Source organism: Rhodococcus sp. IEGM 1330 (assembly GCF_033142445.1).
GTDB lineage: Bacteria > Actinomycetota > Actinomycetes > Mycobacteriales > Mycobacteriaceae > Rhodococcoides.
Genome location: NZ_JAWLSB010000014.1, coordinates 1 through 23,718 on the forward strand (window position 1 = coordinate 1; position 23,718 = coordinate 23,718).

Sequence of the window (23,718 nt, forward strand, 5' to 3'; positions counted from 1 at the left end):
CTCTCCTCCGCTACTTGATCTCGACTCACAAGCAGCCTGGCAAAGAGGGTGAGCGCGGTCAGCTGCACCCGATTCTTCGCTGCAACCCTCTGCAACTCTCGACCCCATGTGCGCAAAAGGGTGTGCTGGGTCACAGCACGAGCACCTCTTCATCGCAAGGAGTTTTCATGACCCAGACCATCGAGCCGGTCGAGATCACCCGCACGCACAGTCCTCAGGAACGGATCGACGCCTGGCTGGCGACGTTCGAGGAAGCGCTGGCCGCCCGCGATATTCCTCGCGTCGCAGGCATGTTCGCCGTCAGCAGCTTCTGGCGCGATCTCGTCACGTTCACCTGGAACCTGAAGACGGTGGAGGGCCGCGACGGCGTCGCCGACATGCTGTCCGAACGACTCGACGACACCGATCCGACGGGCATTCACACCACCGAGGTCCCCGACGAGGCGGACGGCGTCGTCTCGGCGTGGATCGAGTTCGAGACCGCAACGAGTCGCGGCAAGGGCCACCTGCGCCTGACCGTCGACGCAGACACCGGCGACGACGTCGCGTGGACTCTGCTGACCACGATGCAGGAACTCAAGGGGCACGAGGAGCGTCAGGGCAGCTCTCGCATCAAGGGCGCGGTGCACGGCTCGAACGCCGATACGCAGAACTGGGCGGAGAAGAAGGAGATCGAGGAGTCCGAACTCGGCTACAGCGTTCAGCCGTACGCCCTCGTCGTCGGCGGTGGTCAGGGCGGAATCGCTCTCGGCGCTCGCTTCCGGCAGCTGGGTGTGCCTGCGATCGTCGTCGACCGTGCCGAACGCCCCGGCGATCAATGGCGCGGACGCTACAAGTCGCTGTGCCTGCACGATCCCGTCTGGTACGACCATCTCCCATACCTGCCGTTCCCGCTGAACTGGCCGGTGTTCGCGCCGAAGGACAAGATCGGCGACTGGCTCGAGATGTACACCAAGGTCATGGAAGTTCCGTACTGGAGCAAGACCACCGCCAAATCTGCGACGTACGACGAGACCGCGAAGGAGTGGACTGTCGTCGTCGATCGCGATGGCGAGGAAGTGATCCTGCGGCCCAAGCAACTGGTGATGGCCACCGGGATGTCGGGCAAGAAGAACGTGCCGAGCTTCCCCGGCATGGACGAATTCGAGGGCGAGCAGCACCATTCCAGCGAACACCCCGGTCCCGACGCCTATGTCGGCAAGCGCGTCGTGGTGGTCGGCTCCAACAACTCCGCCCACGACATCTGCAAGGCGCTGTACGAGACGGGCGTCGATGTGACGATGCTGCAGCGCTCGTCGACGCACATCGTCAAGTCCGATTCCCTGTGCGAGATAGCGCTCGGCGATCTGTACTCCGAGCGAGCCGTCGAGTCGGGAATGACCACCGGTAAGGCCGATCTCACGTTCGCCTCGCTGCCGTATCGGATCATGCACGAGTTCCAGATTCCGGTTTACCAGCAGATTGCCGAGCAGGACAAGGACTTCTACGATCGGTTGGAGAAGGCCGGCTTCCAACTCGATTTCGGCGACGACGGATCCGGGCTGTTCATGAAGTACCTGCGCCGCGGCTCCGGCTACTACATCGACGTCGGCGCCTCGGAGCTGGTCGCAGACGGCAAGATCAAACTCGTTGCCGGGCAGGTGGATCGGATCAGCCAGACCGGCATCGTGCTCGACGACGGCACCGAGCTACCGGCCGATCTGATCGTCTACGCCACCGGCTACGGCTCGATGAACGGGTGGGTCGCCGATCTGATCGACCAGGAGACCGCGGACAAAGTCGGCAAGTGCTGGGGTCTCGGCTCGGACACCACCAAGGATCCCGGTCCGTGGGAAGGCGAGCAGCGCAACATGTGGAAGCCGACGCAGCAAGAGAACTTCTGGTTCCATGGCGGCAATCTGCACCAGTCACGGCACTATTCGCTCTACCTCGCGCTACAGATCAAGGCGCGCTACGAAGGTATCGACACCCCGGTCTACGGGCTGCAGGAAGTGCATCACCTGCGCTAGGTCCCGATACACAGAACTGCGATACACAGAACTGCACCGAACCGGCCGACGCAGCTGGTGAAAACCAGACAGCGACAGGCGGTTCGGTGCAGTGGTGATGCTGTGGTCGGTCCAACAACTGGTTACTCGTGGTCACTGCCACCATCGTGCTTGTGTTCCCGGCCCGATACCGGAGCTACTATTCCCGGCACCACCGGGTACTCGCCGGTGTACCCGATGCGCTCCTGTGCCATGGCCAGAACCTTGCCACGCACTGCGTACCATCCACCTATCAGCATGGGCGTGATGACGACGATTGCGACGATGTTCCAGTAGTTGTCGTAGCACATCAAAACGGTCACTGCAGCAAGGAAGACGAGAGTTGCGTAGCTGGTCCACGGTGTCCAGGGAAGCCGGAATGCCGGACGCTCGAGAATGCCTTTCTTGGACCAGCGGTACAGCTGAATCTGACACAGAACGATCATGCCCCAGGTGGAGATGATGCCGAGTGCCGAGAGATCGAGTGCGATATTGAATGCTTCCTCCGGCACAACGAGATTGAGCAGAATGCCGAGAAGGGTCAGCAGGCCGGTGAGGGCGATGCCGCCGAACGGGACTCCGTTCTTGTTCATCTTTCCGGTGAACTGCGGTGCGCTCCCGTTCATCGCCATCGAGCGCAGGGTACGACCGGTCGAGTACAGACCGGCATTCAGACTCGACAACGCCGCCGTCAACACCACCATGTTCATCAGGCCGCCCGCAGCAGGAAGTCCGATTGCCGCGAAGAACGTCACGAAGGGGCTCTCCCCCGGCGCGTATGCGGTGTACGGCAACAGCAGAGCCAGCAGGATCAGCGAACCGACGTAGAAGAGGGCGATTCGGAAGATCACCGAATTGATGGCCCGGGGCATGATCTTCTCGGGGTTCTCGGTCTCGCCCGCCGCTGTGCCCACGAGTTCGACTGCGGCATAGGCAAAGATCACGCCCGAGGTCACCAGCACCAGGGACCACAGCCCCTCGGGAAACAGTCCACCGGTATCGGCCAGAACGCTGAAACCCGTTGCTCGATCGTTGATCTCGAATCGACCGGCAAGGAAGACTGTGCCCACGATCAGGAATGCCACGAGTGCGAATACCTTGATGATCGATGCCCAGAATTCGAGTTCACCGAAGAGCTTGACCGAGATCATGTTCAGGACGAGCACGAAGATCAAGGCAACCAACGCGATAGACCATTGGGGCACCGCGTCGAACATCCCCCAGTAGTGCACGTACAACGCGATGGCGGTGACATCGACGATCGCCGTCATCGCCCAGTTGAAGAAGTACAGCCACCCGGTGACGAAAGCCGTTTTCTCGCCGTAGAATTCACGCGCATACGATACGAACGAACCCGAGGACGGGCGGTGCAGAACCAGTTCGCCGAGTGCGCGAAGAATGAAGAACACGAACACGCCGCAGATCGCGTAGACGATGAACAGCCCGGGACCTGCGTCACGAAGTCGGCTACCGGCACCCAAGAACAGTCCCGTGCCGATTGCGCCACCGATGGCGATCATCTGAATCTGACGGGGCTTGAGCCCCTTGTGATACCCCTCGTCCTCATGGGCGAGCGCGGAGTTGTCGTACGCCGCGGCTTTCTGCTCGGGAGTTGTACTCATAGGTCGAATTCCTCGCGATCGTGTCTCTTGCTGGGGATTACGTCGAACACCGCCCACGCGAAATAGGTCCGCGTCGATACGAGGCGTAGGTGAAGTCGACTGCCCGACAACGGCAGTTGGTCCAGTCGACGCTTCTCAGACACTAGCCGTTCAGCGATGTCGCGAAAGCTGCGCACGGTTAACACTGGGTAATTTGCACCGCATCCCGGAGTGGGGCTCACACACGAGCACGAAGGTCCTACGACAGCCGCGCCCGAAGCAGACAGAACTCGTTGCCCTCGGGATCCTGCAAGACGTGCCACTGCTCGGTGCCCGTCTGGCCCACATCGGCAGGCCGAGCACCGAGAGCGAGCAACCGCTCCAGCTCATCGTCCTGATCCCTGTCGGTGGGGTTGACGTCGATGTGCAGCCGCCCCTTTCCTGTTCTCGGCTGCTCGTGACGGCTCAGGATGATCGTGGGTTCGGGCCCGCCGAACCCCTCGGCAGGGCCGATCTCGATCATGTCGTCGCCTTCACGGTCGAGTTCGACGAAGCCGAGTACTGCACACCAGAATTGCGCCAGCAACTCGGGGCTACGGCATTCGAGCACCAATTCACTGATGCGGCAAGCCATATGTCCCTCCCACCTACGTTCGGTCGTACAGGTCGATTGCCTGAGCCTTCTTGATCAGCGCATCCTCGGATCGCACCTGAGCGAGGTTGACGACCCGGGTCGGCAGCACTGCGCTGTACAGCCAATCCGTCGCCACTCGCACTCGCGCGGAGATCGTCGGCAACGCGTAGAGGTGATATCCGCGCGCGACGAACTTCGCCACGGGTCCGGTCAGCGGGATCCCGAGAGGCTTTGCGACGCCGTCGAATCCACCGAGGTCGGCGACGAGCCCCAGATCCTTGTGTCGGTACTCCTTGGCGGTACCGACACCGAGGGACGCGGCCACGTTACGTGCGACGGCGACGCCTTGGCGCTGGGCGTGTTGAGCCGTGGGCGGTGTCGGCTTCGACGGGTCGGCGGCGAGGTCGGGGACGGCCGCCGCATCGCCGATCGCCCAGACATCCGATACGCCGGGGACGGTCATGTCCGCGCCGACGACGAGACGTCCACTGGCTGTGGGCAGACCCAGCTGCGCGATGAGCGGGCTCGGCGCGACGCCGGCTCCCCAGACGAGAGTGCGGGACGGGATGACCTCGTCGTCGGTGAGCGTCACCGACTTAGCGGTGGCCGAGGCCACCGACACACCCAGCCGGACGTCGACGCCTCGCTCGGCGAGCACGGCGAGCGCTTCCTTGCCCAGTCGCGCTCCGAGTTCCGGCAGTACCGCGTCGGCCACGTCGACGAGCACCCAACGCACCTCGTCGGGATCGACGCCCGCCCACCGGGATGCGATACCTCGAACCCAATTCTGCATCTGCGCAACGAATTCGGTGCCCGTATAGCCCGCGCCCACGGCCACCACCGTCAACCGCTCGGCGCGTTCGCTCCGGCCTTCCGGGGTATCGGGCAGAGCATCCGCTGCGTCGAGCTGCGCGAGCACATGGTTGCGGATGTAGACGGCCTCGCTCAGCGTTTTGAGCCCGTACGCATGCTCGTCGACGCCGGGGATGTCGAACTGCTTGGTCACTGATCCCGGCGCAAGGATCAGCTTGTCCCACTCCAGAGTGGAATCCCCGTCGGGACCGGTCAGCGTCAGTCGGTGCGCGTCGAAGTCGACATCGACGACGTGGCCGAGCGCCAACGACGTTCGGGGCAAGGTCTGACGGATCGAGACGGCGATGTCGCGGGGATCGAGCACGCCGGTGGCCACCTCGGGCAGCAACGGGCTGTAGAGCAGGTAGTCGGTCGGGGCGACCAGTGTCAGCGCTGCTCGATCGGGTCCCAGTAGCTTCTCGAGCTGTTGGAGGGCATTGAATCCACCGAAACCACCGCCGACCACCACGACGCGCGCAGGCCGCGCGGGGGCCGGAGAACTCGTACCGAAACCGGGAAGGAAACTGCGCATATCCGAGATTAACCCGCCGGTGAGCCACCCCGCAGACGACGTTCGGAGGTTGTGGAAAGAAGGTCAGCGCACCCCGTCCCACACCGTGCGGGTGGCCTGCCTCGGGTCGAGGGCGACGCCGGGTTCGTTGCCGAACATCATCACTGCGCGGTCGGTGCCGTACCGGTCCCAGCCGGGAGAGCCGTCGCGCACGAATTCGACCCAGGCGCGGTGCATTTGGTCGGCCACCTGCTGCGGCGGGTTCGGCCCCGTGATGCGTTCGGTCTCGGGCTTGTGCAACATGTCGAACACGAACGGGATCTCGAGTGCGTGGCAGGCTCCGAGAGCGCCGTCGAACAACGATGAGCGCCAGGTGAATTCGTAGACGAAGGCGTTTCCGGAGCGGGCTTCGACCAGACGCGTGGCCGGAATACGGAAGAACCAGTCGGTCATGACGGCGATCATCAACTCGCCGGCCGAGGCGTCGGGCAGCTGTCCACGATACCGGTCCAGCGCCGATGCATCGGCCCGGTACCCGGCGAGGACCATCTTCACGTAGTCCTCGGTGAGGTGAGGGACGATTCCGGCCGGCACGATGAAGAACGCGTGTTCTTCGCTGGTGGTTCCGATCAACACGTCCACCTGTGCGCTCGCACCGTCGCCGATGCGTGAGAAAGGCAGCGCTGGAACGACATCGCCGTCGATATACGGCTCGAAGGCCATCACGTTCAGTGCCAGCTCACCCCACGCTCCGGTCGGGGCCTCGGCCGTGATCCGATCGGACAGCTCGCGTTGTGCGTCCACCAACGCATCCACCGGTACCGAACCGAGGCCGTCGACCGACGCCTCGACACCGAGCGAGGCCGCCAACGCCGCAGAGACCTTCGCGGCGGTCTCGGCGGTGATGACGTGGTGCCCGGCTCCGCTCTGCAGAATCGCCCGCTGGAAGAGCCCCTCGGCACGAGGCATCGACATCAAGGTGCCGACGCTCATCGCGCCGGCTGACTCCCCTGCGATGGTCACCCTCGCGGGGTCGCCGCCATAGGAGGCGATGTGGTCGCGTACCCATTCGAGTGCCGCGACTTGATCGAGCATCCCGCGGTTGGCCGGGGCACCGTCGATCAGCGCGAAACCGTCGACTCCGAGTCGGTAGTTGATCACCACGGCCACGACGCCGTCTCGCGCGAACGCGGAACCGTCGTATGTGGGGATGGCGTTGCTGCCGTTGACGAATGCTCCGCCGTGGATCCAGACGAACACCGGCGCCGATCCGCCGACGTCGGGGGTGAAGACGTTGACGTTCAGGCAGTCGTCACCGGGTACCACCGGCTCGCTGAGGATCTCGCTGGTCGGCGGCCGGTAGCCCACCTTGGGGACGGTGGCCCCGAACTCGAGCGCGTCGCGAACCCCGTCCCACCTGGGCGGCCGCGAGGGTGCCTGGAATCGACGCGGCCCGAACGGGGCCTCGGCGTACGGCACTCCGAGGAACGAGATGATGCCTGCGCCGGTCCGACCGCGAACCTGACCCTGAGGAGTATCGACGGTGATCATGTCCATAACTCCTTATTACCCTGTTCGCTTCGTCTTGTCGGTCGGACCGGCAAGATCGGGCCCTCAGACCAGACGTGCTTCCGGCGAGCCCGTCTTGCCCGCGTCGCGCTCCACCGAATCGCCGAGGGCCTCGTCGATCTTGGCGAGCACATCGGCGTCGAGTGTCACCTCGGAGGCCTTGATGTTCTCGGCGATCTGCTCGGGCCGAGAGGCGCCGACGAGCGCTGCGGCGATGTTGTCGTTGGCCAGTACCCACGCAACGGCCAACTGCGCCATGGTGATTCCCAGATCGTCGGCGATGGGCTTCAATTGCTGCACTCGGGTGAGCGTCTGATCGTCGAGGTAGCGCGCGATCATCTTGTCGCCGCCCTTGTCGTCCTTGGCGCGCGAGCCATCGGGGAGCGGTTGGCCGGGGAGGTACTTGCCGGTGAGAACGCCCTGCGCGATGGGCGACCAGACGATCTGCGAGATGCCCAGTTCCTTCGACGTCGGGATCACCTGATCCTCGATGACGCGCCATAGCGCCGAGTACTGCGGCTGGTTCGAGATGATCGAGAAGCCGTTCTGACGGGCGAGTTCCTGCCCGGCGCGCAGCTGATCGGCGGTCCATTCCGATACGCCGATGTAGAGGGCCTTGCCCTGGCGGACGACGTCACCGAAGGCGGCGATGGTCTCCTCCAGCGGAGTCTCGACGTCGTAGCGATGCGCCTGGTAGAGGTCCACGTAGTCGGTGCCGAGTCGACGAAGTGACGCGTCGATGCCTTCGAGGATGTGCTTGCGCGAGAGTCCGGTGTCGTTGGGGCCCTTGGGCCCGACCGGGAAGTAGACCTTGGTGAAGATCTCGAGCGATTCCCGACGCTCCCCTTTCAGCGCGTCCCCGAGCACCGTCTCGGCGGCTCCGTTCGCGTAGACGTCGGCGGTGTCGAAGGTGGTGATCCCGGCATCGAGCGCTGCACGTACGCACTGGGTGGCGATGTCGTTCTCCACCTGCGATCCGTGGGTCAACCAGTTGCCGTAGGTGATCTCCGAAATTTTCAGTCCACTGTTTCCGAGGTATCTGTAAGCCATGAAGAAAACGGTACTCCGGCCGCAGCTTCGACTCCGTACTGTCACGCGGTTCGAATTTACTGATGTGTAACAGCCTGTGCATATGGCGTCGTTAGCGTCGTTACCGTGTCCATCAAAGACCGCAGGGGCGTTCTCTTACTGATCACGGCTCTCACGCTCAGCGCCGTCGGCTGTCAATCGACCAGTACGTCCGATGACGGCTCCGAACTCCCATTGCAGGGGCTCGGCGTCGAAGACATTCGGTCTCGTTTGGTCTCGGGTCAATACACCAGCGCAGATATCACCCGCGCGTACCTGGACAGGATCGAGAAATACGACGACTCAGGGCCAACGCCGTTGCATGCCGTCGTCGACGTCAATGCCGACGCGGTGGCCGAGGCGACCACCCTGGACGACGAGCGCGCGGCAGGAACAATTCGGGGCCCGCTGCACGGCATCCCGGTCCTGCTCAAGAACAACATCGGAAGCGCGGAACTGCCATCGACCGCAGGCAATGTCAATCTGAGTTCGTTCCGTCCCGACGAGGACTCACCCGTCGTTCGCAATCTACGCGAGTCGGGCGCGATCATCCTCGGTACCACCAACATGTCTGAATTCGCCTGGCACGGAACGTTCACCGAGAGTTCCGTCGAGGGAAGAACCGCAAACATCTTCGATCGTGAACTCAGCGCCAGCGGATCCAGTGGCGGAAGCGCGGTGGCGGTCGCGGCAGGATTTGCCCCGATAGCCTTGGGCACGGATTCCTGCGGCTCGGTCGTCGGACCGGCTGCTCACGCAGGGCTGGTGGGTTTTCGCCCGAGTCACGATGCGATCAGCAGGGAAGGCGTTGTCCCACTGTCTCTCTCGCAAGACGTGGTCGGACCCATCGGGCACTCGGTCGCTGACGCAGCGGAAGTAGCCGATCTGATCAGTGGAGGTGCCAACGGGTGGTCCGACTCCGCAGCAGCAGTGGACCTGACATCCGTGAGGGCCGCGTACCTCACCTGGCCGTTCGATGCCCGTGGTGCCGATCCGGACAGTCCCGACCAGGCGGTGCGGCCCCAGATCCGTAGCGGTTCGGATGCCGCCGTCGAGGCACTCACTCAGTCGGGACCGCAGTTGGTCGACCTACCCGAACTGAACAAGGAGTTCGCCACCGACGTTCTGACGGACAGTGGTTACAAGGATGCACGGCCATCCATCGACCAGTTTCTCAGCTCGACGAACGCCACTTACGACCCCGAGGTCGCCTCGAAAGCACTCCCGTCGGATGCTCTGACGTTCGAGGATGTCACCGAAGGCAGCGCGCTGGAAGCAGAAACGATCACCGAATGGTTGGCGGCACCTTCGTTGCCCAATCCGGCGCAGGATGCGATCCTCGCGAAACAACAGGCGGGAACGCAGGCGCTGACCGACCTCATGACTGCCCAGAATGTGGACGTGCTCATCTACCCGACGACGCCGGAAACAGCCTCAGCGGAGTGGGCGGGCACGGCAGCGTGCGGCATCAGCGCCAACACCGGTGCGCCCTCGGTGCAGATCCCGATCGGGACCACGTCGGAAGGTCTACCTTTCGGTCTGACCGTTGCGGCAGCACCGGGGCAGGACGCCACTGCTCTGGCAGTCGCGCGCGCTCTCGAAGACTCCGTGAACGTGGACATCGAGGCACCCGAAGTGTCGTGACCTGTTCTGCCAGTTACCGATTACGGCCGAGCAGACATGTCCCGACGCCGGCGAGGACGACCGTCACGACTGCCGCACCGGTCGAAAACCACAACTCGATGCTGGGCCACGTCGTGCTGTGCACGACGGACGTCAATGGCGTGTACGCCGTCCAGCCGTAGGTGACGACCATCGGCACCGTGATCGCGACCGGCACCGCGAGACCGAGGGTCGCGGGCGTCGGGTCGGCCGGTGTACACGACACGTAGAGATACGACGCGGCAGCCGGGAAGATCAGCAGACTCGCCACAAAGTGGACGTTGTCCAGCGGCGGCCGCTCGAACAGTGCCGTCACGCAGACCACCGCCAGAAGTGCGACGCCGATCAGCGGACGCCCCCAACGCAACCCGAGTGCGGTGCCGGCCGCCACCGAGAGTGCGGTGAGAGCCACAAGTCCCAGTACCCAGACCCGGTCCGAGGCACTGATACCCACCCCAGCGGTGGTGCTCGAGGTGAGCAACACGGCTGTTCCGGCGAGCACCATGATGCCGCCGCGGCCAGGAAGCAGGGCGGCCGCCGCGAACAACACGGGTACGACCAGGAGGCCGAAATACCATCGGCCGCCGAACCCGTACGCGCTCTGAAACATGCTGAACACGAACAACATAGTGAGCAGCAGCCCACCGATCACGATCAGCAGTGTCGCCCAAATGGTGCGGATATCACGATCGGTCGCCGGGCTCTCGGCCTGGTTTCCGACGCGCGCTGCCCACGCCACTGCCAACACAACGAACACGCAGAGCACCGGCACGACCACCGGCGTTCCCATGTCGGATTCGGTGAGGTACTCGGCGTAGCCCTGTGGAACGTCGAGGTAGTGCAATGCCTCGACCGCGCCTGCGGACAGCAGGCCGAGAAGGAACGACCCGATCAGCAGCGCCTGATGAACTCGTTCACGGTTCGCCTGTACTGCACTGCATCCCAACAGGACTCCGCCTGCCATCACCTCGGCGAAGTCGGACGTGAACACCAGTGCCGATCCCCCGATGACGACAGAAGCGGCGATGGACAGACCGGCCAGCACGATACGTCGACGAACGACCATCGCCGTACCCGACGCAAGAATCAGTGCGACCGCGACTCCCACGCCACCACTGGAGAACAGCCCGCCGAAGCTGGTGTCGCCCAATACGTCGATGCCGTCGGACTGCATCGACAATCCGGCCAGCAATCCGGTCAGAAGTACCCCGAGCGCAACCATGCCCGAATTATGCACTGCCGCCGCGATAGTCCCGGGATGCCGCGAGGATCCTGCCGAGGGTGGCCGCGAAGGCATGCAGTTCACGTTCTCCCACAGCGGCTCCCACGGCATCGGACCATGCATGTTGCGCATCCCGCAGCTCTGCAACGGTGTCGCGCCCCTTGGCCGTGGGTTCCAACAACTTCGCGCGCTTGTGGTTCGGATTGTCGACGTACACGGCCCAACCTTTGTCCACCAACAGATTTGCCGTCCGCTGCACACTCTGCCGTGCCAACCCCAGCCCGACGCGTCGCGCGATATCAGCGACCGACAGCGGCTCGTCCAGGGTGGCTCCGAGCACCTGCCACCACGCCGGAGTCAGACCCGTAGGCTCGGTGATGTCGTGTGCAGCGGCGAGGAATTCACCGTTGAGCTCGAAGACGGGCAACACCAGCGCAGTCAGGGCATCACCCTGTGGCGTACGTTGCTTCATGCGCCAGCGAGCTGGTCGTAGTACTTGCGTTCCCCCGTCGTGTAGAGGCCGTACCAGGCGTCGACGACGGGTTGCGGAAACACGTTCAACCGCTCGAACACGAGCTTCGCGAAGTCCAACGGGTTCACGCCGCCTGCGGTGATCACGGTGCCATCGGACACGGCCTTCACGTCGCGATAGTGCTCAGATCCCCGGTATTCGGTTGCCTGCGTGAGGAACTCGGCGGCGTTCGAGGTATGTGGCCGGTCGTCGAGCAGTCCGGTTCGGGCCAAACCCAATGTGGCCCCGCAGATCGCCGCGACCGGAGTGCCCGTCGCAACGAGTTCGCCGGCGAGTCCGAGCGCCGCGTCGTGGCCGGAGTTCCAACTGTCCGCGCCGGGCAGAATCAAGGCATCGAGGGTCGGAAGATCGGCGAGCGCGACGTCGGGAGTGATTCGCAACCCTCCCATCGTCGTGACGGCCTCCCCCGTCTCGGATGCGACGATCAACCGGTTGGCGTCCGGGTCTTGTTCGCGGGCCATGGCCAGCCCTGCGGTGAGGTAGCCGTACTCCCAGTCGGCCATGGTGTCGGTGGCATAGAGCGCAATGGTGATCATCGAAGACCTCACGTCGATTGACAGGATGCTGTCAATTCTGACCTTTGGACAGCAGGCTGTCAATACCGGGAAGAACCCGCGTAGCCCGCACTCGCGGATTCACCTCGTCCAGATAGATCCGGCATGCCGCGTGATAACGCTGATCGAAGGCCGTACCCGCGGCCATCTCGCCCCCGAGCACGTCCGCATCCCTGGCAATACCCCGAGACCGTGCGACGTCCATGGGGGTGTCGACAAAGACGGTGTAGTCCCAGTGGTCGGGCAGCGGCGTCCGGTGCAGGAAGGTTCCGTCCACCACCACGATCGCATCGGCCGGCACCGGTTCGAGCGGATCATCCACCGGCTCATCCGTCGCCAGATCGATGATCCGACGCCGAATGGCACCACTTCCGTTCGGCCCCAGCGGGATCAGCACGTGTGCACGTAGCGCCCCGAAGTCGTATGCGTCCTGGTAGTAGCCGAGAGCCGACGCCCGCCCCTGCCGATACCGGTGTGCGCGCCGGTGATGGAAGCCGTCCATCGTCACATGCACGGACGGACGCCCCTGTGCTGCCACAGCATTCACCAGCCATCGTGCGCACGTGGACTTACCCGAAGCCGTCACACCGTCGATCGCCACTCGTAGCGGATGTCCCGGGACCCGGGAGAGCACGTCCCGCACCATGTCATTGCCAACGCTCATGAGCCGAGGGTAGGCGATCAACTTAATCAACCAAATGGTTGACTACGACCGGTGAGCAGCCTATTCTCGGCCACAACGCACAGCGAGGAACCTCATGGACGATCGAACAGAGCAACTCAACAGAACGTTTGCGGCCCTGGCCGATCCCACTCGACGTGACATCGTCGCCCGCCTCGCCGGCGGTGACGCGAACGTCGGCGAACTGGCCGAGCCGTACGAGATGAGCCTGCAAGCGGTGTCGAAGCACGTGAAGGTGCTCGAGGAGGCCGGATTGGTCACGCGCAGCAAGGATGCCCAACGTCGTCCGGTGCATCTCGACGCCGAGGTGTTCGGCCTGATGACGAAATGGATCGAGCGTTATCGCCAGGAAGCAGAGCAACGCTATCGACGCCTCGACGCCCTGCTGGAGAGCATCGCAGACGACAAGACCACCGAGACGAAAGAAGTGTCATGACTGCGCACGAGACCGCGATCGTTGCTGACGAGAAAGTCCCCACGATCGAGATCATCCGAGAGTTCGATGCGACGCCGGAGCGAGTGTTTCGCGCTCACATCGACCCCGAGCTGTATCGCCAGTGGGTGGGTCCGCGATCGTTGACGACCCGAATCCTGAAGTGGGAGGGGAACACCGGAGGTGCCTGGGCTTTCGCCAACGACCGGGACGGCGAGGAGATCGCTGCCTTCTACGGCAGCTTCCACGAGGTGCGTGCGAGCGAGCGAATCGTGTGGACCTTCACCTGGGAGGGTGCGCCCGACACGGTCGCACTCGAAACGCTCACCTTCGAGGGTCGCGAGGGCGGTGGCACGCGCCTGAGAGTGTCGAGTGTGTTCTCGGACTTCGCCTCTCGCGACGGCATGCTGTCGAGTGGCATGGACGTCGGCGTGAAGGAGGGCTACGACAAGCTCGACGAACTGCTCGTGCACAGCACAGGTCCGGCCCAGCAGCACATGCAGGATGCGGCAAGGTTCACCACGCTCGTCGAGTCCGCGTCGCCCGAGGACTGGTCTCGGCCGAGCCCGGTATCAGGCTGGGCTGCAATCGATGTCGTACAGCACCTGGTCGAGTGGTCTCGCGGCTTCCTCGCCGGCGGGGCCGGTATCGAGTTTCAGACCCTGGACGTCGAAGCCGACCCGGCCGCTGCCTGGACCCAGCACGCCGCCGACATCCAAGCAATTCTCGACGACCCCGCCGACCGGATTCTGAGCAACCCGCACACCGGAGACATGCCGGTGGACAAGGCGATCGACATGTTCTACACCGCCGACGTCTGGATGCACTCCTGGGACCTGGCGAAAGCCCTCGGCCGAGAACCCGATCTGGGTCAGGAACGCTGCGCCGCAGCTCTCGAGGCCATGCGACCGATGGAACAGATGCTGCGCGACAGCGGGCAGTACGGCCCCGCCGTCCCCGTTGCCGACGACGCTTCCCCACAGGACAAGCTGATGGCCTTCATCGGCCGTGACCCGGCCTGGCAGCCGAATCGATAGACGTACGTTCAGAGGTACTTCTTCAGCTCCATCTTCGCGATCGACATCTTGTGCACCTCGTCCGGACCGTCCGCGAGCCGCAGCGTGCGTATGTGCGCGTACATCATGGCCAGCGGGAAGTCGTTGGACACTCCGCCTCCGCCGTGGACCTGGATGGCACGGTCGATGATCTTCAGCGCCATCTCCGGTGCCGCAACCTTGATTGCTGCGATCTCCGTGCGCGCTTCCTTGTTCCCGACGGTGTCCATCAGGTACGCGGCTTTGAACGTGAGCAGTCGCGTCTTCTCGATCTCGATGCGCGCCTCGGCGATCCAGTCCTGAATGTTCGAGCGCATCGCCACCGGCTTGCCGAACGTCACTCGCGATACTGCACGGCGACAGAGCAATTCGAGCGCACGTTCGGCGACGCCGATGGTGCGCATCGCGTGGTGGATACGGCCCGGTCCCAAGCGAGCCTGGCTGATGGCGAAGCCCTCGCCCGGACCCTTCAGCACGTCCTTCGCCGGCACCCGCACATCCTCGAACAGCACCTCGGCGTGACCTTCGCGGTCGATGTAGCCGAATACCGGCAGATTGCGCAGGACGGTGACACCGGGTGCGTCGATGGGCACCACCAGCATCGACTGCTGTCGGTGGGTGGCCGCCTCGGGATCGGTCTTGCCCATCACGATGAGGACCTTGCAGTTCTTGTGCATCGCATTGGACGTCCACCACTTGCGCCCGTTGAGAATGAAGTCGTCACCGTCGCGGTCCATCTTCATCGCGATGTTGGTGGCGTCCGAACTGGCCACATCGGGTTCGGTCATCGCAAAGGCAGAGCGAATGGTGCCGTCCAGCAACGGCTTCAGGTACTTCTCTTTGTGCTCGTCGGTGCCGAAGAGCGTGAACACCTCCATATTGCCGGTGTCCGGTGCGTTGCAGTTGCATGCCTCGGGAGCGAGCAGGCTGCGTCCCATGATCTCGGCCAGCGGTGCGTATTCGAGGTTGGTCAGACCGGGGCCCCACTCGGGGTGCGGGTGGAACAGATTCCACAGTCCACGCGAGCGCGCTTCCTTCTTCAAGTCCTCGATGATCGGCGGCTGAAAGTGCGGGTCACCCGACTCGAGCATCTGCTGCTCGTACACTGCCTCGGCCGGGTAGATGTGAGAGTCCATGAACTCCAACAGATCCGACTCGTATTTCTTCGCACGGTCGGACGTCTCGAAAAATGCCACGGTGGGCCCCTATCGGTTGTTGTCGAGCAAGCTGTCCTGGTAGCGACGCATGCCGCGCAACCACCGGTCGTAATCGGCACCCTTGTTGCGGTACATGTCCAGTACGTTCTCGTGCGGCAGGATGAGGAACTGCTCGCGGTCCATTGCGTCGAGCACCACATCGGCGACATCGAGCGGCTCTAGTACGGCCCCAGCACTGAGAACCGCGGCAGTTGCCGCCGCTCCCAACGCATCTCCGGATTCTCGTCCCTCGTAGAGCAGTTTGGTGTTGACACCCATCGGGCACAGGCAGCTGACGCGAATACCGCGGTTGCCGTAAGTGACGTTCATCCATTCGGCGAATCCGACCGCCGCGTGCTTGGTCGTTGCGTAAGTGGCCGAGCCGATCTGGGTGAGCAAGCCGGCCGCGGACGCGGTGCTGACGAAGTAGCCCTCACCGCGCTCGAGCCAGCCCGGTACCAACAGTTGCGCGGCGCGAATGTGCGCGCGCACGTTGACATCGAACGAGAGGTCCCAGTCCTGTTCGGCGGCGTCGAGTCCTGGTGCGCCACTGATACCGGCGTTGGCGAAGTAGAGATCGACAGGTCCGAACGAGTCCTCGGCCACCGCGATCAGCCGTTGGATGTCCTCGATGTTCGACGCGTCCGCCGCAGCGGCGACGGCAGTTCCCGGCCGGTCGCGTTCGATGGCGTCGGCGACGGATCGGGCCGTGGTTTCGTCGAGATCGGAGACGACGACGCGTGCGCCGTGCTCGGAGAGTCGAGCGGCGATGGCCCCGCCGATTCCGCCACCACCTCCGGTGACGATGGCAACTCTGCCTTCTACCTTCATGCCCCAGGTATAGTTGAAGTCGGATTCAAGTTCAACCCTGGTTGCATGAACACGCTGCTCAGAGGCGTACTCTAGGCCCGCGGACGCGTCGGATCGGTGATCCATCCCGACCATGAGTCCGGGTACAACGCAGCATCGATGCCCGCCAATTCGAGCGCGAGAATCTGATGTGCCGCAGTCACCCCGGAACCGCAGTAGACGGCGACGTCTTTCCCCTCCGGCACAAGTCCACCGAATGTGCCATCGAGTACCTCGGGAGCCAGGAATCGCCCGTCCGCATCGACGTTCTCGGTCGTCGGTCGGTTGACCGCACCCGGGATGTGACCGGCCACGGGATCCACCGGCTCCACTTCCCCGCGGAATCGTTCGGGTGCCCGGGCATCGAGCAGGATGTTGTTCTGCGCGAACTCGAGCACGTCGTCGACGTCGAGGACTCGCGCCAGGGACGGGCGGGCGGTGAACGATCCGGCTGCAACGATCGACGGTTCGGTACCGATCGGGAATCCGGCCGCGACCCATTGGGCGAGGCCACCGTCGAGGACACGCACGTCGCGGTGCCCGAAGTAGCGCAGCAACCACCACGCGCGCGCCGCGGCAGTTGCGGGGCCCGCGTCGTAGACCACCACGGAGGAATCGTCACTCACCCCGGCACCGCGCATCGCTGCGACGAACGTCTCGGTGTCGGGCAACGGGTGGCGGCCGCGATGATCGGGCGGAGCCGCCAGCTCCGTGTCGAGGTCCACGAATTGCGCGTTCGGGATGTGGCCGGCCTCGTAACCGGCTCTGTCGCTGCCGGTCTGAAGCACGAAGCGAATATCGAGGACGACCGGGCCGCGTCCCATCTCGAAGAGGTCGTGCAGTTCGGCGGCAGAAATCAGCGGCGAGGGGCTCATAAGGCTCCGACGCTAACAGCCCCGCTGTCGAAATATCACGACGGGAATAGCTCGGTGTTCGTACAGGTTGTGCGCAGGCGTGACCGAAACTGCATCCACAACACAGCATCTGTCCACCGCCGGCCTCTTCGAGCCGTTCGAGGTCAAGTCGCTGAAGCTGCGCAATCGCTTCGCCATGGCCCCGATGACCCGCGCCTTCTCACCCGACGGCATCCCCGGACCGGATGTCGCCGAGTACTACCGCAAGCGCGCCGCAGGCGGTACCGGCCTCATCATCACCGAGGGCACCTACATTCCCGATCCCGCCGCCGGCCCCCATACCCGCGTCCCGCGGATCTACGGTGACGCCAGCCTCGAGGGCTGGAAGGGCGTCGTCGACGCGGTGCACGCCGAGGGCAGCGCCATCATCCCGCAGCTGTGGCACCTGGGCGTCGAGCGCGGCACCGAGCCTCGCCTGTTCCCGGACGTCACCACTGTCAGTCCGTCCGGCATTGCACTCGACGGCTCCTCGGTCGGTAGAGCCTTCACCGACGCCGACCTCGACGAACTCACCTCACAGTGGGTACAGGCCGCGGTCAACGCGAAGAACACCGGCTTCGACGGTCTCGAACTGCATGGCGCTCATGGATACCTGCTCGACGAGTTCCTCTGGGCCACAACCAATGTGCGCGACGACAAGTTCGGCGGTTCGCTCGAAGCGCGGACTCGCTTTCCCGTGCAGGTCGTTGCCGCGATCCGCGCCGCGGTGGGCGAGGACTTCGCCATCGTGTACCGATTCTCGCAGTGGAAGAGCAACCACTTCGACGCTCGGATCGCCCAGAATCCCGAGGAGCTCGGACGCGTCCTGACTCCTCTGGTCGACGCCGGAGTGGACATCCTGCACGCCTCGACCCGTCGCCACTGGGATCCGGCGTTCCCGGAGCTGGACGGCAACGACGGAAAGCTGGGCTTGGCCGGGTGGACCCGCAAGCTCACCGGCGTCCCGACGATCACTGTCGGATCGGTTGGCCTCGACTCGGTGTTCACCTCGGCATGGTCGGAGGACGCCGCGTCCGGTGTCACCGGACTCGATGCACTGGTCGGTCAGTTCGAGGACAACGAATTCGATCTGGTGGCCGTCGGACGTGCACTGCTGTCCGATCCGGAGTGGGTGAACAAGGTCGGAGACGGACGCGTCGACGAGCGCATCGAATTCACGCGCGATCACATTCAGCACTTGGTCTGACGTAGCGAGTACAGGCATACACGGCAGCATCGCCTAGAACGGCGGTGCTGCCGTTTCGTCTGTCTCGGGCTGTTGGTTGTCGGGTGGGTGCGGGTAGGCGATGATGCCGGATCGTTTTGGTTGGGTGGGGATGTGTGGGCGCAGGTCGTTGCCGAGGATGGGGACTGCTGTGCCGTTGGTGGGCAGGGTGATTCGGGTGGTGTTGGATGTCGATTTCCAGAGGATGGCTCCGCCGGGGAGCATGACGGCTTTCCAGTAGCCGGCGGTTTTGACGGTGTGGTGGTATTCGCAGAGGCATTGGAGGTTGTTGACGGTGGTCCAGCCGCCGCCGTGGGGGTTGGTGTGGTCGAAGGCCACGATGTGGTCGAGTTGGCAGTGTGTGGCGGGTCGGTGGCAGCCGGGGAAGCGGCAGTGTTTGTCGCGGAGTCGGACGGCGGCGGTGGTGAGGGTGTCGGGTCGGTAGATCAGGGCTCGGTCGGTCAGTGGGTCGCGCGGTACTGATCGGGCGAGTGTGGGGTCGGCGGCGATGGCGGCTTCGAGTGCTGCGGCCAGGGATGCGTTGCCGAGGTAGAGGCTGCTGGCTGTACAGCCGGTGCGGTTGCTCGAACGCCCGAGGCCTGCCTGATTCGGGGCAGCGCGATTCAGGGCAGCGCGATTCGGGGCGGCGCGGTTCAGTGTCGAGAGGTCGAGGGCAGAACTGTGCCGTGTGCCCCTGCCGATTGGGGTGTGGGTGCAGAACAGGGCTGCGGCGGATGTCAGCGACTGTGTCCGTCGTGGTCTGTCTTCGCCTTCGCCTTCGCCTCCGTCGGAGTCGGGTGGAGCTGGATCTGCCGCTGGATGGGCAGGGGTGTCCTCCGCCTGACCCACCGTCTGACCTTCCATCGGAGCCGGTGATGTCGTCGTTCCCGGTTCCGGCGAGAGGACTCTTCCTTGCGTGGGGCCTGTCGTCGGTGGTGGTCCAGCTGTCGGTGGTGGTCCAGCTGTCGGTGTCGGAGTGACAGTCGTGGTTCGCTCGGGTTGATCTGGAGCAGTGTGGGTTTCGGTTCGATCGGATGCAGTGCTGGGCTCCGGCTCCGGCTCCGGCATCGGCGCAGGTGCTTGTGCTGGATCCGGTGTTCGAGGTGATTCGCCGGTCGGGTCGGATGCCGAACTCGATTTGCCGACCGGACCTCGGGCCGATGTTGCATGCTCCGATGCTGCCTCGGAGCCAAGGCCGCGATCTGTTCCCTGGCCGGAAGCAGATTCCGCTGCTGGCGCTGACGTAGTGCTCGCATCGGTGTCGGTGGTTGTCTCGGTCGCGTTGGTCGCGGGATCCCTGTTCGGCACCGATGCTGATGCTGGGGTCGACTCCGTTGCCGATCCAGCGTCGGGCTCTGTTTCCGGGTTCGTGTCGCTCGCTGGATCCGACCCCGAGTCCGACTGCTGTTTCTGGTCTGTCGGTGTTCGTTCCCATTCCCCGGTCTCCGGGTTCTGCACGGCCAGGCCGAGGGATTCGGCGAGGGTGACGGCTTCGGTGAGCAGGATTTGCCAGTGACTGTTGCGTGCGAGTTCTCGGGCGAGGTCGGGGTCGATGGATCCGTGCCCGGCCAGATACGCCGGATTCGCCAACAGTCCGATGAGGGTGGCGATGTCGACGGTGATCATCGTCAACGGCACCCGCCGATCCGGCAGCACCGCACCCGGCTTGGGGCAGTCGGGGCGTTGGCACAGGCACGCCAGGCGGGGTTCGCCGTGCATGCGGGCCATGAACGCATCGCACAGGCGTTCTTTCTTACCGCGCGGGTCTTTCGGGCAGAGGGTGTCGGCCATCTCCTCGAGCAGCTGCCATGCGGCGGCGGCTTCGGGTGCGGTCAACTCGGCCCGGATGCGGGTGAGTTCGCCGGCGGGACTGTAGGTGACGGTGCGGAACTTCTTCGCGAACTCCCGCAGTGCTGCTGCTTCCTCGGGTGCGACGCGCAGCAGGATGTCCCAGATCTCTTTCTCGAGGGGGCCGGGCGAGTTGCGTCGCGCTGCTTCGACTACTTCTTTCTCGACCAACGTCACGATGTCGTCGGAGAGGTTGTCGAGGATCCGGCATGCGGTCCGCACTCGCGGGAGGTCGATCTCGCCGGTCTCGAACGCGGCCCGTACCAGGGGGAGCCGGGTGTGCAGGGCGACTGCGACCGAGACGTACGCTTCGGCGACCGTGGCGGAGCAGCCCAACGCGAGTGCCATCTCGGTGCGCCCGTACCGGCTGTAATGCTTGTGCTTGGAATCGCGGGTGATCCAGTCGCAATGCACGCGGTAGCAGGCGGTGATCTTGAGGGCCGCGTGCCGGTTCTCCTCACGCGCGGCAGCGGTCAACGCCTCCAGCGACACAGTCGGTACTGCACCCATATTTCACCCCCCGGTGAGCAACGTTTCAGAACATGCGTTCGAACGAGGTGAAGACTAACCCGGGCCACCGACAAGAACGCTCGAGCTGATAATCGGACAGCTGACCTGCCGCTATCCGCCGAATCGTCCTACACTCCACTCCATGAGCGAGCCCGATTCCACGTCGTCAGAACTAGTAGAGTTGCGCGAGCGTGCGGCCCGCGGCGATCAGGATGCCATCGACCAGTTGGTCGAACTCGCAGGCTCTCGAAACGACCTCGGCGAACTCCGCTCTCTCGCCGATGCAGGCAGCAGCGATGCCGTCGACATCCTCGTCGAGCTCGCCAGTGAACGTGGCGACCGCGACGAGCTGCAAAGGTTGGCCACCGCAGGCAGTCAGGACGCCGCAGACATTCTCGAAGAAATGGACAGTTAGCCGGGGCTGGGACGCTCCCCCAATTGCACGGTGAGTCGGTGCGCCGCGTCGAGCAACAGCTTGCCCAACTCCCGGCGTCGATCATCACGGAATCGCGTCTCGACACCCGTCAGGCTCAGTGCCCACGCAGGACCTCCGGCACGGTCGAACACGGCAGCACCGAGGCCCCAGCTGCCTTCCACCAGCAACGCCGGGTTGACGGCAAATCCGGTGGTGCGGGTGTGCGCGATGCGGCGTCGAATCTCGCTGTAGGAGTGGCCTTCTCCCCACTCGGGCACCAGGTCGACTCCGCCCAGGTACTCGTCCACCTCCCGATCGGGAAGGTGCGCGAGGATGGCCAGACCTGCGGACGCCACCCCGAGCGGTAGCCGGATACCCTCGTACAACACGTGCGAGCGCAACGGAAAGCTCCCTTCCACCCGAAGCAGGCACACGGTCTCCGCCCCGCGCCGGGCCGACAGGAACGCACTCTCTCCACTCTCCGTAGCCAACGACTGCACTATCTTTCGAGCCTGGTCGGTGATGTCGTACCGCAATGCCGCCATCGATCCGAGCAGATAGATCTCCGGACCCAGCGACCAGTGGCCGGTCGCAGCGTCGCGGTCGACGAATCCTTGGTCGGCCAGAGTCGCCAGGAGGCGATGGGCGGTCGGTCGCGCGATACCGGTCGCCCGAGCGAGCGCGGTGGTCGAGGCACCCGACGGCTCCTCGCCTCCCGCTGCGCGCAGCAACGAACAGATCTTGCCGATCACACTTGCGTTGGCTTCCGCTGAGGTCACCCGGCCATCGTACGTCCACTCACCGGACGCCATGTCCGCATCCGTTCACCGAACGAGCAAAAACCAGCATTCTCTTCACCGAAATGCACAGCTCAGGTTCACTGACTACAACGTTTGCTCAACGAACACATCAGGAGCTGCAAGTGACTGGAAAGACCTACGCGTCCGCCGCCGACGCGGTCGCGGACATCGGCCGAGGAGCGACCCTCGCGGTCGGCGGCTTCGGATTGTGCGGCATCCCCGACGCGCTCATCGAGGCCATTGCGAACACCGACGCCACCGAGCTCGAAGTGTTCTCCAACAACTGCGGCGTCGACGGCTACGGTCTCGGAATCCTGCTGGCCGCCGGACGAATTCGCCGTGTCACTGCTTCCTACGTCGGCGAGAACAAGGAGTTCGCCCGGCAGTATCTCGCCGGCGAGCTCGAGGTGGAACTGACCCCGCAAGGGACTCTGGCGGAGCGACTTCGCGCCGGAGGCACCGGAATTCCCGCGTTCTTCACACCGGCAGGAGTCGGCAGCCCCATCGCCGACGGCGGAATGCCGTGGCGCTACGACGCCGACGGATCCGTCTCGATCGCGTCGCCGCCCAAGGAGACTCGGGTGTTCGGCGACAAGCGGTACGTTCTCGAGGAGTCGATCAACGCCGACTTCGCCCTGGTACACGCCGAGATCGGTGACACAGCAGGCAATCTCGTGTTCGACAAGACTGCGATGAACTTCAATCCCCTCGCCGCGATGGCAGGCCGGATCACCATCGCGCAGGTCGAGAATCTGGTGGAGCCGGGCGAGATCGATCCGGCCCAGGTACATCTTCCCGGAGTGTTCGTGCAACGCGTCGTACATACCGGGCCACAGGACAAGCGCATCGAAAAGCGCACCGTCAGTTCAGGAGTTCGAGCATGAGTGCAGGGTGGACGCGCGATCAGATGGCCGAACGCGCCGCAGCGGAAATGGTCGACGGCGAGTACGTCAACCTCGGCATCGGTCTGCCGACCTTGATCCCGGGGTACCTGACCGACTCGATCAAGGTCACCCTGCACTCGGAGAACGGAATTCTCGGCACCGGGCCGTACCCCACCGAGGACGAGGTCGACGCCAATCTCATCAACGCGGGCAAGGAGACGGTCACCGTCAATGCCGGTGCCGCGTACTTCGATTCGTCACTGAGCTTCGGCATGATCCGCGGCGGCCACATCGACACAGCCGTGTTGGGCGGCATGCAGGTCTCGCGCACCGGCGACCTCGCCAACTGGATGGTCCCCGGCAAGATGGTCAAGGGCATGGGCGGTGCGATGGACCTCGTGCACGGTGCCCGGCGCGTCATCGTCGTCATGGAACACACCGACCGCGACGGCAATCCGAAGATCCTGGATGCCTGCACTTTGCCGTTGACCGGCCAAGGCGTCGTGAATCGCATCATCACGAACCTCGCCGTCATCGACGTCGTCGGCGACGGCACGCTCGCACTCGCCGAGCTTGCACCCGGAGTGACCTCCGAAGAGGTCACCGCCGCAACGGGATCCGCGCTCACGATCACGTGAGACAAATCCGGTGACACAACTGTGGGCTCGAACGTGACGACAACGTTCGAGCCCACAG

At 64.2% G+C, this 23,718-nt stretch carries 22 protein-coding genes; 8 read left to right on the plus strand and 14 right to left on the minus strand.

Annotated elements, in window-relative coordinates; translation table 11 throughout:
• The first annotated feature begins 167 nt into the window (after positions 1-167).
• The gene (locus tag R4P57_RS24470; protein WP_317805463.1) at positions 168-2,009 is read left to right on the plus strand and encodes an NAD(P)/FAD-dependent oxidoreductase; all 1,842 of its coding nucleotides are present in this window, start codon (positions 168-170) and stop codon (positions 2,007-2,009) included.
• 122 nt (positions 2,010-2,131) lie between these two features.
• On the opposite strand, the gene R4P57_RS24475 is transcribed toward R4P57_RS24470, so the two are convergent.
• The 5 genes from R4P57_RS24475 to R4P57_RS24495 form a co-directional block, all read right to left on the minus strand.
• Positions 2,132-3,649 (minus strand): amino acid permease, encoded by a 1,518-nt coding sequence (locus R4P57_RS24475; protein WP_317805464.1) that lies wholly within the window; start codon positions 3,647-3,649, stop codon positions 2,132-2,134.
• A gap of 238 nt (positions 3,650-3,887) precedes the next feature.
• Positions 3,888-4,262 (minus strand): VOC family protein, encoded by a 375-nt coding sequence (locus tag R4P57_RS24480; protein ID WP_317805465.1) that lies wholly within the window; start codon positions 4,260-4,262, stop codon positions 3,888-3,890.
• Between the two features lie 13 nt (positions 4,263-4,275).
• On the minus strand, positions 4,276-5,646 hold the full coding sequence (locus tag R4P57_RS24485) for an NAD(P)/FAD-dependent oxidoreductase (protein ID WP_317805466.1): 1,371 nt from the start codon (positions 5,644-5,646) through the stop codon (positions 4,276-4,278).
• A 63-nt stretch (positions 5,647-5,709) separates the two neighbouring features.
• The gene (locus R4P57_RS24490) at positions 5,710-7,182 is read right to left on the minus strand and encodes a carboxylesterase/lipase family protein (protein ID WP_411742436.1); all 1,473 of its coding nucleotides are present in this window, start codon (positions 7,180-7,182) and stop codon (positions 5,710-5,712) included.
• A 57-nt stretch (positions 7,183-7,239) separates the two neighbouring features.
• Complete coding sequence (locus tag R4P57_RS24495) at positions 7,240-8,244, minus strand: aldo/keto reductase family protein (RefSeq protein ID WP_037149047.1); 1,005 nt, start codon at positions 8,242-8,244, stop codon at positions 7,240-7,242.
• Between the two features lie 105 nt (positions 8,245-8,349).
• Here R4P57_RS24495 and R4P57_RS24500 point away from each other — a divergent pair, with 105 nt between their 5' ends.
• Complete coding sequence (locus R4P57_RS24500) at positions 8,350-9,906, plus strand: amidase (RefSeq protein ID WP_317805468.1); 1,557 nt, start codon at positions 8,350-8,352, stop codon at positions 9,904-9,906.
• 13 nt (positions 9,907-9,919) lie between these two features.
• Here R4P57_RS24500 and R4P57_RS24505 read toward each other — a convergent pair whose 3' ends face one another.
• From R4P57_RS24505 to R4P57_RS24520, 4 genes are read right to left on the minus strand one after another with little or no spacing between them, the layout of a single operon-like run.
• Positions 9,920-11,146, minus strand: coding sequence for a hypothetical protein (locus R4P57_RS24505; RefSeq protein ID WP_317805469.1), 1,227 nt, complete (start codon positions 11,144-11,146; stop codon positions 9,920-9,922).
• A gap of 7 nt (positions 11,147-11,153) precedes the next feature.
• Positions 11,154-11,618 carry a MarR family winged helix-turn-helix transcriptional regulator gene (locus tag R4P57_RS24510; RefSeq protein ID WP_317805470.1) on the minus strand — a complete coding sequence of 155 codons (465 nt, stop codon included), beginning with the start codon at positions 11,616-11,618 and terminating at the stop codon, positions 11,154-11,156.
• Positions 11,615-12,226: a DJ-1/PfpI family protein gene (locus R4P57_RS24515; protein ID WP_317805471.1), complete on the minus strand. Its 612-nt coding sequence runs from the start codon at positions 12,224-12,226 to the stop codon at positions 11,615-11,617. The genes R4P57_RS24510 and R4P57_RS24515 overlap by 4 nt, the downstream gene beginning before the upstream one ends.
• 19 nt (positions 12,227-12,245) lie before the next feature.
• A complete protein-coding gene (locus R4P57_RS24520; protein WP_317805472.1) occupies positions 12,246-12,896 on the minus strand; it encodes a hypothetical protein in 651 nt (216 codons plus the stop codon).
• A 94-nt stretch (positions 12,897-12,990) separates the two neighbouring features.
• Here R4P57_RS24520 and R4P57_RS24525 point away from each other — a divergent pair, with 94 nt between their 5' ends.
• Complete coding sequence (locus tag R4P57_RS24525) at positions 12,991-13,350, plus strand: metalloregulator ArsR/SmtB family transcription factor (RefSeq protein WP_317805473.1); 360 nt, start codon at positions 12,991-12,993, stop codon at positions 13,348-13,350.
• Positions 13,347-14,384, plus strand: a complete 1,038-nt coding sequence (locus tag R4P57_RS24530; protein WP_317805474.1) for a TIGR03086 family metal-binding protein — start codon at positions 13,347-13,349, stop codon at positions 14,382-14,384. Before R4P57_RS24525 ends, R4P57_RS24530 begins: the two co-directional genes overlap by 4 nt.
• A gap of 8 nt (positions 14,385-14,392) precedes the next feature.
• Here the strand turns inward: R4P57_RS24530 and R4P57_RS24535 are convergent, their stop codons facing one another.
• The 3 genes from R4P57_RS24535 to R4P57_RS24545 form a co-directional block, all read right to left on the minus strand.
• Entirely contained in the window at positions 14,393-15,538 is a 1,146-nt protein-coding gene (locus R4P57_RS24535; RefSeq protein ID WP_371828273.1) for an acyl-CoA dehydrogenase family protein, read from the minus strand.
• A gap of 69 nt (positions 15,539-15,607) precedes the next feature.
• A complete protein-coding gene (locus tag R4P57_RS24540; RefSeq protein ID WP_317805475.1) occupies positions 15,608-16,429 on the minus strand; it encodes an SDR family oxidoreductase in 822 nt (273 codons plus the stop codon).
• Positions 16,430-16,500: 71 nt separating this feature from the next.
• A complete protein-coding gene (locus R4P57_RS24545) occupies positions 16,501-17,322 on the minus strand; it encodes a sulfurtransferase (protein WP_317805476.1) in 822 nt (273 codons plus the stop codon).
• A 79-nt stretch (positions 17,323-17,401) separates the two neighbouring features.
• Here R4P57_RS24545 and R4P57_RS24550 point away from each other — a divergent pair, with 79 nt between their 5' ends.
• Positions 17,402-18,547, plus strand: coding sequence for an NADH:flavin oxidoreductase (locus R4P57_RS24550; protein WP_317805477.1), 1,146 nt, complete (start codon positions 17,402-17,404; stop codon positions 18,545-18,547).
• Positions 18,548-18,580: 33 nt separating this feature from the next.
• Here the strand turns inward: R4P57_RS24550 and R4P57_RS24555 are convergent, their stop codons facing one another.
• Positions 18,581-20,923 carry an HNH endonuclease signature motif containing protein gene (locus R4P57_RS24555; RefSeq protein ID WP_317805478.1) on the minus strand — a complete coding sequence of 781 codons (2,343 nt, stop codon included), beginning with the start codon at positions 20,921-20,923 and terminating at the stop codon, positions 18,581-18,583.
• 142 nt (positions 20,924-21,065) lie between these two features.
• On the opposite strand from R4P57_RS24555, the gene R4P57_RS24560 reads away from it, so the two are divergent.
• Positions 21,066-21,338: a hypothetical protein gene (locus R4P57_RS24560; protein ID WP_317805479.1), complete on the plus strand. Its 273-nt coding sequence runs from the start codon at positions 21,066-21,068 to the stop codon at positions 21,336-21,338.
• Here R4P57_RS24560 and R4P57_RS24565 read toward each other — a convergent pair.
• Positions 21,335-22,150 carry an IclR family transcriptional regulator gene (locus R4P57_RS24565; protein WP_317805480.1) on the minus strand — a complete coding sequence of 272 codons (816 nt, stop codon included), beginning with the start codon at positions 22,148-22,150 and terminating at the stop codon, positions 21,335-21,337. The genes R4P57_RS24560 and R4P57_RS24565 overlap by 4 nt on opposite strands.
• A 110-nt stretch (positions 22,151-22,260) precedes the next feature.
• On the opposite strand from R4P57_RS24565, the gene R4P57_RS24570 reads away from it, so the two are divergent.
• The gene (locus tag R4P57_RS24570; protein ID WP_317805481.1) at positions 22,261-23,022 is read left to right on the plus strand and encodes a CoA transferase subunit A; all 762 of its coding nucleotides are present in this window, start codon (positions 22,261-22,263) and stop codon (positions 23,020-23,022) included.
• A complete protein-coding gene (locus R4P57_RS24575) occupies positions 23,019-23,660 on the plus strand; it encodes a 3-oxoacid CoA-transferase subunit B (protein ID WP_317805482.1) in 642 nt (213 codons plus the stop codon). The genes R4P57_RS24570 and R4P57_RS24575 overlap by 4 nt, the downstream gene beginning before the upstream one ends.
• The last annotated feature ends 58 nt before the right edge of the window (positions 23,661-23,718 follow it).

Coding starts and splice junctions, on each gene's coding strand:
- R4P57_RS24470 (WP_317805463.1), top strand. CDS start 168: ATGACCCAGACCATCGAGCCGGTCGAGATCACCCGCACGCACAGTCCT.
- R4P57_RS24475 (WP_317805464.1), bottom strand. CDS start 3,649: ATGAGTACAACTCCCGAGCAGAAAGCCGCGGCGTACGACAACTCCGCG.
- R4P57_RS24480 (WP_317805465.1), bottom strand. CDS start 4,262: ATGGCTTGCCGCATCAGTGAATTGGTGCTCGAATGCCGTAGCCCCGAG.
- R4P57_RS24485 (WP_317805466.1), bottom strand. CDS start 5,646: ATGCGCAGTTTCCTTCCCGGTTTCGGTACGAGTTCTCCGGCCCCCGCG.
- R4P57_RS24490 (WP_411742436.1), bottom strand. CDS start 7,182: ATGGACATGATCACCGTCGATACTCCTCAGGGTCAGGTTCGCGGTCGG.
- R4P57_RS24495 (WP_037149047.1), bottom strand. CDS start 8,244: ATGGCTTACAGATACCTCGGAAACAGTGGACTGAAAATTTCGGAGATC.
- R4P57_RS24505 (WP_317805469.1), bottom strand. CDS start 11,146: ATGGTTGCGCTCGGGGTACTTCTGACCGGATTGCTGGCCGGATTGTCG.
- R4P57_RS24510 (WP_317805470.1), bottom strand. CDS start 11,618: ATGAAGCAACGTACGCCACAGGGTGATGCCCTGACTGCGCTGGTGTTG.
- R4P57_RS24520 (WP_317805472.1), bottom strand. CDS start 12,896: ATGAGCGTTGGCAATGACATGGTGCGGGACGTGCTCTCCCGGGTCCCG.
- R4P57_RS24525 (WP_317805473.1), top strand. CDS start 12,991: ATGGACGATCGAACAGAGCAACTCAACAGAACGTTTGCGGCCCTGGCC.
- R4P57_RS24530 (WP_317805474.1), top strand. CDS start 13,347: ATGACTGCGCACGAGACCGCGATCGTTGCTGACGAGAAAGTCCCCACG.
- R4P57_RS24535 (WP_371828273.1), bottom strand. CDS start 15,538: ATGGACTCTCACATCTACCCGGCCGAGGCAGTGTACGAGCAGCAGATG.
- R4P57_RS24540 (WP_317805475.1), bottom strand. CDS start 16,429: ATGAAGGTAGAAGGCAGAGTTGCCATCGTCACCGGAGGTGGTGGCGGA.
- R4P57_RS24545 (WP_317805476.1), bottom strand. CDS start 17,322: ATGAGCCCCTCGCCGCTGATTTCTGCCGCCGAACTGCACGACCTCTTC.
- R4P57_RS24555 (WP_317805478.1), bottom strand. CDS start 20,923: ATGGGTGCAGTACCGACTGTGTCGCTGGAGGCGTTGACCGCTGCCGCG.
- R4P57_RS24560 (WP_317805479.1), top strand. CDS start 21,066: ATGAGCGAGCCCGATTCCACGTCGTCAGAACTAGTAGAGTTGCGCGAG.
- R4P57_RS24565 (WP_317805480.1), bottom strand. CDS start 22,150: ATGGCGTCCGGTGAGTGGACGTACGATGGCCGGGTGACCTCAGCGGAA.
- R4P57_RS24575 (WP_317805482.1), top strand. CDS start 23,019: ATGAGTGCAGGGTGGACGCGCGATCAGATGGCCGAACGCGCCGCAGCG.